Origin of the sequence: Cypionkella sp. (assembly GCF_030652235.1) — a bacterium.
Classification (GTDB): domain Bacteria; phylum Pseudomonadota; class Alphaproteobacteria; order Rhodobacterales; family Rhodobacteraceae; genus Cypionkella.
Window position 1 is genome coordinate 67,481 of sequence record NZ_JAUSBA010000063.1, and the last position, 8,943, is coordinate 76,423.

The following is an 8,943-nucleotide window of genomic DNA, read 5'->3' on the forward strand; positions in this document are numbered from 1 at the left end:
AGGCGGCGGAGGCTTGGATCTGGGCGTCATGCTGGCGGAACCCGGCTATCACACCCGAGCTTTCGTCGAGTGGGAGGACTGGCCCCGCGCGGTCCTCATCGCCGCCCAGCGCGCAGGCTATTTCGCCCCGGCTCCAATCTGGGATGATCTGCGAAGTTTTGATGCGCGGCCCTTCCGCGGCGCTTTCGACATCGTCCTCGCCGGATACCCCTGCCAGCCGTTCAGCGCCGCTGGAAAGCGCGGTGGTGCTGACGATCCACGGCACCTCTGGCCAGAAGTCGCCCGCGTCATCCGGGAATGTTCCCCCGAATGGGTCTTCCTTGAAAACGTCTCCGGTCACGTCACCCTCGGCCTTGAAACCGTCCTTCGAGAACTTTGGGGCATGGGCTACACGCCTGCGGCGGGCTTGTTCAGCGCGGCAGAAGTCGGCGCGCCGCACCAGCGGCTCCGCATCTTCATCCTGGCCCACGCCGATGAGCTTGCATCCCGGCACGGATCGCTACAACCCGGCGGGGAACAGCGATTTCACCCGCAAGGCGGAGGCGCTGGCCCTGGGCATCAGCAACTGGTCGACCCCGAAAGCCACGGATGGCGCGAAGGGTGGGCCGGGCCAGACATATGGCTCGGGCGGGATGCCACCCCTGCCAGCGCAGGCGGCGCAATGGCAAACACCGGTGGCCGACGACCAGATGGATCGGCTGCGCGGCAAGATCAACAGCCGGGGCGAACCGAAGCTGAGTGCACAGGCGATCCAGTGGCCGACACCGGCGGCGCAGAACTGGAAGGGCAGCAGCACAGCCAGCATCACCCGCGCCGATGGCAAAAGCCGGATGGATATCCTGCACTATCGGGCGGAACAGGGTTTCACCCGCCCGGTCCAAGCGATCACACCGGTTGGGCAGCAACCCTCGCATCACGCCCCGATCTCGCGCCCGCTGTGGGCTTTTATGATTGCATCGCATGGGCGTGTCGTGTCGCGCAGGGTCTTGAAAGCCCGGGCGCGGCGGCGGCTGAACCCTCTGTTCGTCGGCTGGTTGATGGGTTGGCCCATCGGTCACGCGCTCTGCGCCTGCTCGGCAACGGAGTTCACCCGCTGGCAGCAGCACATGCGTGGCGCGCTCTCGCAGCTGCCCATGGCCTCCGGCCCGTGGATCTGGCGACCACTGGATGGGCCGACAGGCCCAGCGCAGATGAACCTCTTTGAAGGAATGCTGCCATGAGCATGCAGGGACGGATCGGGCGCGCAGGCGGCACGAAGGTCAATCGAGCGCTGGGCGTGCAGGCGGTGCTGGAATGGGCGTTCCGGGTGGAAAAGGCCCAACTGGAGCTGCCCTTGCCGAAGGATGTGTCAGAGGAAGGCTTCGGATTTGGTATGGAATACGTGCTGATCCAGCGCGCGCGATTGGGGTGCAAGGTGGATGGTGGTGGTCATAAATCGCAGTCCTACACCCATGAGGATGCCGAGATCGTGGCTGCGACCTTAGCCGGAATGCCCGATAGCCTCGGCGGCAAACGCATGGCGATCTACATCGCCGAACTGGCACGCGCCGGGATGACGCCCGACTGGATGCCCGGCGTGGTGCCGCGCTGCGTGCCAGTTGAGACCAAGAGCAACCAGCATGGCGAGCGTTCCACCACGGTCGTGGTTGGCATCGAACGGGTGCTCCACCGCGGGCGCTGGCGGAGCGTGGAGGTTCTCGCCTGCCCTGTCACTTGGCGACCGCACCTGGAACAGATCGCATCTGCTCGGCGCGGATATGAGGATTGGTGGCAGGCGCTGGATTGGGTGCGGGATGGGTTGCTGGCAGGCGGGATGCTGCGGGAGATGGAATTGACAGCGGCGATGCCGAAGGTGCGGCCATGGCAGCGGTGATTTCAACCATGATTTGGGTGCACAAATACTTGCGTGGCAACAAAACATATATCAAAGTGAAAATACACCGAAAACGGCTTGAGAACGGCATTGAGTCGGGGTATGACACTTCAGCTTTAATATGGTTTAAAGTCATATGGTTAGGCGCAAAATTTTGAAACCAGGGAAAGCCGAACCGGTTGTTGAAGATCAATTGAGCCTAGGTCAAGCCAATTATCTGACTGCCGTGGATCTTTTTAGTGGTGCCGGCGGATTAACCCTTGGTTTGCGGCAAGCAGGTTTCACCGTGCTTGCTGGTGTGGAGCTTGAGAAAACTCCTGCAGCGACTTATCGTCTGAATCACCCTGATGTTTTCTGTTTCAACAAAGACATTCGTGAACTTGGCGCTGTTGAACTTTTAAAACGTATTGGACTAAAACGTGGTGAGCTCGATTTATTAGCTGGCTGCCCTCCTTGCCAAGGCTTCTCAACCCTCAGAACTCGAAAGCAATCGAACGCAGTCGCAGATGACCGTAACGATCTGTTATTTGAGTTTTTGCGAATTGTTGAAGCCATTTCACCTCGATCTATTATGATGGAGAATGTACCCGCTTTAGCACGAGATAGTCGGATGAAGACTTTCTTGAAGCGAATTTCTGTCCTTGGTTACAAGGTGGGACGGAAAAATATCCGAGTAGAAGATGCTTCAGAATACGGTGTTCCTCAGCGCCGCTATAGGATGATCTTGCTCGCGTCTAAGACTGGCCAAGTCAGGCAAGCCGAAAAATCGGAAGCAATAACAGTTCGCAAATGCCTCGATGCCGTTCGTCTTGCACCAGTTGGCGAAACTGGCGACCCTTTGCATGACCATGTTCCAAACAGGGCAGCTCATGTGCTAGAGATTATCCGCAACATTCCCAAAGATGGTGGTTCAAGAACAGCCCTACCGGAGCATTTGGTACTGCAGTGTCATAAAAATAAAATGTCAGGTTTTCGTGACGTCTATGGTCGAATGTCTTGGGACAAAGTTTCACCCACGATGACTGGCGGGTGTGGCAACCCTTCAAAGGGGCGCTATCTTCATCCCGAAGAAGACCGCGCAATTAGTCTGCGTGAAGCGGCACTATTTCAAACTTTTCCGCCCAATTATCAGTTTGACCTCACCGAAGGTCGCGGCAAGGTTGCTCTAATGATTGGAAACGCACTGCCACCAGAGTTCATTAGGCGGCATGCGGTCGAAATATCAAGAACTCTGATTAATTCAGGACCAATCAGTTCAGCTTTCGCCCAAATAAGCTAGGGTCTTTTTTTCCGGAATGGTTCAAATTCATCAAAGCCAATCCTAGACATGTGCTGGCTGACGTCCTGCGAAATTCTTAAAGCTCGCTTGTACTTTAGGTTTGCCAGCCAGCGATATTCGATCTTCGCATTAGAGTTGACGCAGAAAATTTTCCTGTCTCCATCAAAACTTATCGAAATACCTCCGATTGCTGAGTCAATTTTCCCAAAATTTATCGTCAGAGATTTAGTGTAACAATTTTCTGGTACTTCAAGGCCAATATAATTGGGTTCACCGTTAGCCCCGAGATGAGGAACGACAACATGTGGGGAGCTCTTCACGATATTCAGTGGCACAAAGAAGAACAACCCATCGCCACGGGCAGCATCACAGGAAGCTTGCAAGCATAGCAAATAACCACTTTGTTCTGAATGGAGAACTGATCCCAGACCAAGCTTTGGCAAGACAGTACGACTAACTTTGCTTAACTCGCTCAAATTTGAACTACTTAAGAACGAAAACCGCATCATTGATTGATTGGCAGCATCTCGAGACTCCGAAAAAAGCGTCGAAAAGTCACTTTTGAGGTAAGAATTTTGTGGCTTCGTGTTGTTCTTGTTCTCATTTCTTGCTTTAGCAGCGGTTAATATTTCGGGCGGCCATTTGTCCCTGTTGCTTCCCTCAATGATGGTTAAGACTTCATCCAAAGAAAAGTGGAACTGCTTTTCAGATCCCTCATGCTCGTAGCGCAGAATAAAAGTATCTTTTCCGGCCACTTCGAGTCGCCTCTTTATAGCCTCTTTTGTTGCGTACCGCTTAGAAATCTGAGACTTATCAACTTCGGACTTCATGGCGCTCATAACGATAGAAACCGCATAATCCATTGACTCAGAAGAATTTTCTAACAAAGTTCGGTGATGGAAGAATGGGCCATCTAGCTCCTGCGAAAACTTACTCAGCAGGTGGTGCGTGGAGTCACGCATGGCAGAAATTGTTGAGAGAGCTACATTTGCGAGCAACCCGTTTGAGAGCTTAGCAAATGCCTTCAACAGCTCATCCGGTAACTGCACTTCAGAAACCGCATCGGCAAGTTTGTCATTGCCCAACGATTTTCGGCGCCAAATCACACGTAAACCAGATGAATTGGCTAGCTCATCATCCTTCTTCACGACGGGGCTGGTGATTTCCGTAGTTGCGTTAAGCCTCGCGGCAATATTATCGAGGATTCCTTGCTTATCAGTATCGCCAGTGTAGATCGCAATTAACCTGAGTCGGCCTCCAATTTCTTCATCCTTGCAAAGGATTTCCTTGATTATTTCAGAAGCGAGCAAACCGTTATCGTTATTATTCATTTGCCAGTCCAAGGAGACAATGTCCGCTCTCAGAGCGGCCTTCGCGACACTCTTGGCAACGTTATCCTCATCACCCTTAGGGTTCACAATGGAGCAAACGAGGCCTAGTTCTAGTGCGCTCTTGATTAATTCCTTTGTCTTCAAGGAATGAAGCTCAGGACTCACGGGCTCACCTGTTGTAACTTTAGCCGTCGTAACATCGCCCCTACCTGGCGTTTTGACTTTGACGACTGGCTCAGCTTCCATGCCAGCACCTATTGGTTCGTCATCAACTACTATCATTGTATACGCGAAAGACCTGGCGGCTTCGTACTGATCGTCTGCAAAAGTCATATGAACAAATCTTCTATTGAGCTATTTTTGAAATGCGAAAACAGGCCCCACCATTTGGCATTTGGGGATCTATGTTTAGTTCGTATCCAAGCCGCCCTAGAGCTTGCCGTGAAATGTGTAACCCCATACCTCTGCCACCTGGTTTGCGAGTAAAATTGAGCTCGAAGATGTTGCGAACATCAATACTACTCACCCCGCGACCGTTATCTCTTACGCAAAGATTCCCATTATTTTCAATAAGTTCAATGATACCAAGATCTTTTCGTGCGCTAGACGCCCAATAAATCGCATTATCGATCAAGTTGACGAAAACCGGGTAGAAGTCCGCGTGGAAACCATGAAGTGTATGGGTCTTGAAGCCTTCATCCGCGACTAAGCGAACGTTGTGGCGCTTAAGGCGTTTCTCGAACAAGTCTGAGACAAATCGAAATATGTCGCTGCCTTTAATGTCGACAGCGACAGACTGCAGCTTTCGATCAAGCGGGTTAAACAAGGCCAAGTAACTGTCCAAATGATCAAAATTGACACGCATGTCATCATAAAGACGTTTCATTTCAGGATTTGCATGTGCCCATGACTTCATCCGCCTCAGGCCGTCTCGTAAACTTCCGGCGGTCTTACCAAATTCATGGTTAATCGTGTTAAGTGCCATCCCAATTTGCGCAAGTTCGAAATCAACCTCTTGGCGTTCCCGAAGTGCTACAACTTCCTCTTCTAGTGCTTCAGTGACCTCTACGAGATCTGACCCACTGGACTGAGTCGATGCAAGAATTGCCTCAAGTTGACTGTAGATTTTCCGCAGCTTTTCGCTCTCTGCTTCGAACGCTCCAGACACAAGGACTTCGAATGCCTCGCGTTGTTTGGAAAAGTCGAACTCCGCTTGCTTATTACCTTTGACGGCCTCGAGTTCAGCGAGAACTTCATCCACGACCTTAGATACAGTTCGAAAGCTATTTTTTGTCGTATCCCTTACTGTCCGAGTTAAGTCAGTAAGCGCTTCTTCCGTTTGCGTCCGGAGGGCTTTCATTGTCGAAAGGGTCTCATTTGTGTGCTTCTGGACCGCAGCATTCAACCGCAACGCTGGCTCTAGGTTTAGCTTATTGTTTGTTACTGTGATTGTGACAATACTCTCGATCGCCTTCTCTGCGGGCAACACTAGATCGTTTGTTATCCGGCCTATCTCTGTTTGGTAAGCCTCCCAATTGTTGCGCAGCTCTGTGTTGAGACCAACGCCTCGTGGTTTTGAGATCGCGTGCTCTTTGCGAAGTTGATCCAAGCGCAACTTTGCTTCGCCCTCCAAGCGTCCAATTGCTAGCGCCTTAAGTTGTGGAGTCTTTTTGCTTTCGAGTTCGGAGCGTACGTTCTCTTCAAATTTTGACACCGTATCGGATATGATTTTTGGCAGCGTTCCCGCGTCAACAACCTTAAAAAAAACCTCCAGCTGCTCGCCAAACTTGTCTTTCTTGCCCTTGGACTGCTTCTCACGCCTCTTTCGGACTTCATCTAAACGTTGAAGTTCAAGACGCTTATCGAACCATTCCTCTGAATACTTGCCTTTATCTCGAAAGAAATCAGCCGCTGATTGGATAAAAAAGTTGATCAATATGCTGCGAAACTGACGATAAGCTTTGTCATCACGGAACCCTTCCCTTCCAGCTTTCTCTACTAGGTTGGGATTATCGTGCGAGGTTAGCTCTACGGCTCCCATAATATTTCTGAAAGAGTAGTAGCCTGTACCAGCTTTCAGAGTTCGCCTCCGTTCGACATCCAGAAAGTCGAAGTCAGGGCCTCCATACGGTTGAACCCGGACACCATCTTTGTAGATGTACACGCCGCCGTGGCGATCAAGTTTACGCTTTATTTTTGCATGTTCAGTCGGTTCAACTAATGAATCTGCTAACATAGGTTGGATTACAGCAATTGAGAAATCGAAGGGCCCGCAGCTAGTCTGCTTGTTATCTGTGTTCTGCCAATTGAGAATATATTCTGTAGGAAGCGTTTGATATACGCCAACTTTCCCTCGGAATTGTCCATACTCATCAAATCGCCCTCGGATATGATGGTCGACCTGATTGAATTCTTGAGGACTGAAGAATGCTTTTTCCCCAACTCTCTCTTGCGGCTCGCCTTCATCAGTATGATCTCTAAAGCGAGTTACAATTTTCGGCTTCCGGAAGTCAGGCGTCATAGTATTTGTAAAACCAATAAGGTTTTTTTCGAATCTTGTAGCCTTTGTTGATTCATCCCGATCGTCAATATCTTCTTGGATAATCTCGTCAGCTGGGAAAATATAGAAATGCGTTCCGGTACCGTCCGCTTCGAAGCCAGGCTGACCAAGGTAGGTTGCTGCATCGCGGGGGTCAACCTTGAAGGAACTCATGTCCTGACGAATACCGTTTGCGACCTTTTCGTCGATACGGCTCGATAAGATCTCAAGATTCTCGCGTGCTTTTGCGACCATTTGTTGCACATCTTGCAAGTTGGGCAACGTGTCTGCTTTGAAAGTCTCTAGCGGGATGACGATTTCGTCGAGGTCTATCCCAGGAAGTTCAAATAGACCCCAATGGATGTAGGCTGCGGTGATGCTTTCTTCGGCTTTCCCGTCAACTTTTGCGCGGGTTAACACCAGCACTTGCCTGCCGATGACTGCGATCGCAAGACGACCTATGCCCTTCTCGCCGAGAAGCGGACGGCGATCTTGTTCACCATCTACTGGGGGGCGTTTGAGGCCAGAAAACGAACCGACTTTGCTGTCAGTACCAAGAGTGAGCCAACGCTCCTCAAAGTCCTTCCGCGTCATTCCAAGCCCATCGTCTCGTAAGACAAAAAGTCCATCGTCCCGAAAGTAGTCGACTTCAGCAGTCTTGGCATAAGCGTCATGAGCGTTCTTGAACAGCTCACTTATTGCGGTGGAGATATTGGCGATTTGCTGTCGACCAAGAAGATCAATGGTTCTTGCTCTGATGTGAAATTTTGCCACTAGAAATGATGTCCGACTTGCTCTTGAGCAGTGAAGCCCGTGTTTCTCCAGCCCGACGGTATCTGTTCAATCTGCGTCTGCCAAGGTGGTAGTACTTAGCAGCCGGTTAATCTGAGATGCTTCAGTTGCCATATGGGGGCTATGTCGACCGCGCGTGCCATGAATCTCAGCCCCACACCTACGATGATGCCGAGATCGTGGCTGCAACCTTGGCAAGGATGCCCGACAGTTTGGGCGGCAAACGCATGGCGATCTACATCGCCGAACTGACGCGCTGGAGGATGACAGCCGACTGGCTGCCCGGCGTCGTGCCGCGCAGCGTGCCGGTTGAGGCCAAGCGCAACCAGCATGGCGAGCGGTCCACCACCGTCGTAGTGGGCACCGAACGCGTGCCGACGCGCGCAAAGTGGCGCACTGTCAAGCTGCTAGCATGTCCGGTCACTTGGCGACCACATCCTGAGCAGATCGCCTCCGCCTGCCTCAGCTATGAGGATTGGTGGCACGTACTTGATTGGGTGCGGGGTGTGTTGTTGGCAGGTCGCATGTTACGGGAGGTCGAGGTGACGGTGACAGGGCCGATAGTGCGGCCTTGTCGCAAAGGAATAACGCCTTGGCCGCAACAAACCGCGACCCACCATAGTGAGGCAGTAACACACGGTTTTGCTGGCAAAATCAGCCAACCACCTATAGCTTGAGCAAGAGTAAAGGGAGTTTGGTATGCGCAGACCTATCGGAGTGGACCTTTTCGCGGGCGCAGGCGGCATGAGCTTGGGCTTCGAACAGGCTGGCTTCGATGTCGCGGCAGCAATAGAAATAGACCCGGTTCATTGTGCCGCCCACAAGTTCAATTTCCCTCAAACTGCGGTCATTTCCCGATCTGTCGAGCGGCTGTCTGGTCGGGAGATTCGGCTAGCAGCAGGGCTTGGAATGCGTCCGGTCGATTGTGTGTTCGGTGGCGCGCCGTGCCAAGGCTTTTCACTTATCGGCCACCGGGTTCTTGATGACCCACGGAACTGCCTTGTACTCGAGTTCGTCCGGATCGTCAGCGAACTGGATGCAAGGACGTTTGTCTTCGAGAATGTTAAGGGCCTGACACTTGGCCACCACAAGCAGTTTCTGAACGAGCTGGTTGCTGCGTTTGATGCAA

General features: G+C 52.0%; 7 protein-coding genes and 1 pseudogene. 6 read left to right on the top strand and 2 right to left on the bottom strand.

Going from position 1 to position 8,943, the window contains the following annotated elements; genetic code table 11:
• Positions 1-28: 28 nt before the first annotated feature.
• The 4 genes and pseudogenes from Q7V03_RS20700 to Q7V03_RS20715 all read left to right on the top strand — a co-directional run.
• Positions 29-466 (top strand): annotated as a pseudogene (locus Q7V03_RS20700) (DNA cytosine methyltransferase); the annotation flags it as partial.
• Positions 467-473: 7 nt separating this feature from the next.
• Positions 474-1,220, top strand: coding sequence for a DNA methyltransferase (locus tag Q7V03_RS20705; RefSeq protein WP_304927480.1), 747 nt, complete (start codon positions 474-476; stop codon positions 1,218-1,220).
• Complete coding sequence (locus Q7V03_RS20710) at positions 1,217-1,873, top strand: hypothetical protein (protein WP_304927481.1); 657 nt, start codon at positions 1,217-1,219, stop codon at positions 1,871-1,873. The genes Q7V03_RS20705 and Q7V03_RS20710 overlap by 4 nt, the downstream gene beginning before the upstream one ends.
• Before the next feature lie 154 nt (positions 1,874-2,027).
• Complete coding sequence (locus tag Q7V03_RS20715) at positions 2,028-3,152, top strand: DNA cytosine methyltransferase (RefSeq protein ID WP_304927482.1); 1,125 nt, start codon at positions 2,028-2,030, stop codon at positions 3,150-3,152.
• On the opposite strand, the gene Q7V03_RS20720 is transcribed toward Q7V03_RS20715, so the two are convergent.
• Together Q7V03_RS20720 and Q7V03_RS20725 are read right to left on the bottom strand one after the other, a co-directional pair.
• Positions 3,149-4,816 (bottom strand): response regulator receiver domain, encoded by a 1,668-nt coding sequence (locus Q7V03_RS20720; RefSeq protein WP_304927483.1) that lies wholly within the window; start codon positions 4,814-4,816, stop codon positions 3,149-3,151. The two genes, Q7V03_RS20715 and Q7V03_RS20720, sit on opposite strands and share 4 nt — an antisense overlap.
• A 13-nt stretch (positions 4,817-4,829) precedes the next feature.
• Positions 4,830-7,796, bottom strand: a complete 2,967-nt coding sequence (locus Q7V03_RS20725; RefSeq protein ID WP_304927484.1) for an ATP-binding protein — start codon at positions 7,794-7,796, stop codon at positions 4,830-4,832.
• A gap of 116 nt (positions 7,797-7,912) precedes the next feature.
• On the opposite strand from Q7V03_RS20725, the gene Q7V03_RS20730 reads away from it, so the two are divergent.
• Both Q7V03_RS20730 and Q7V03_RS20735 read left to right on the top strand, forming a co-directional pair.
• Complete coding sequence (locus Q7V03_RS20730; RefSeq protein ID WP_304927485.1) at positions 7,913-8,491, top strand: hypothetical protein; 579 nt, start codon at positions 7,913-7,915, stop codon at positions 8,489-8,491.
• 22 nt (positions 8,492-8,513) lie between these two features.
• The coding region (locus Q7V03_RS20735) for a DNA cytosine methyltransferase (protein ID WP_304927486.1) at positions 8,514-8,943 on the top strand (430 nt) is incomplete at its 3' end.

Excerpts from the sequence above, each read along its gene's own strand:
- Q7V03_RS20720 (WP_304927483.1), bottom strand. The coding sequence starts at position 4,816 with ATGACTTTTGCAGACGATCAGTACGAAGCCGCCAGGTCTTTCGCGTAT.
- Q7V03_RS20705 (WP_304927480.1), top strand. The coding sequence starts at position 474 with ATGAGCTTGCATCCCGGCACGGATCGCTACAACCCGGCGGGGAACAGC.
- Q7V03_RS20730 (WP_304927485.1), top strand. The coding sequence starts at position 7,913 with ATGCTTCAGTTGCCATATGGGGGCTATGTCGACCGCGCGTGCCATGAA.
- Q7V03_RS20710 (WP_304927481.1), top strand. The coding sequence starts at position 1,217 with ATGAGCATGCAGGGACGGATCGGGCGCGCAGGCGGCACGAAGGTCAAT.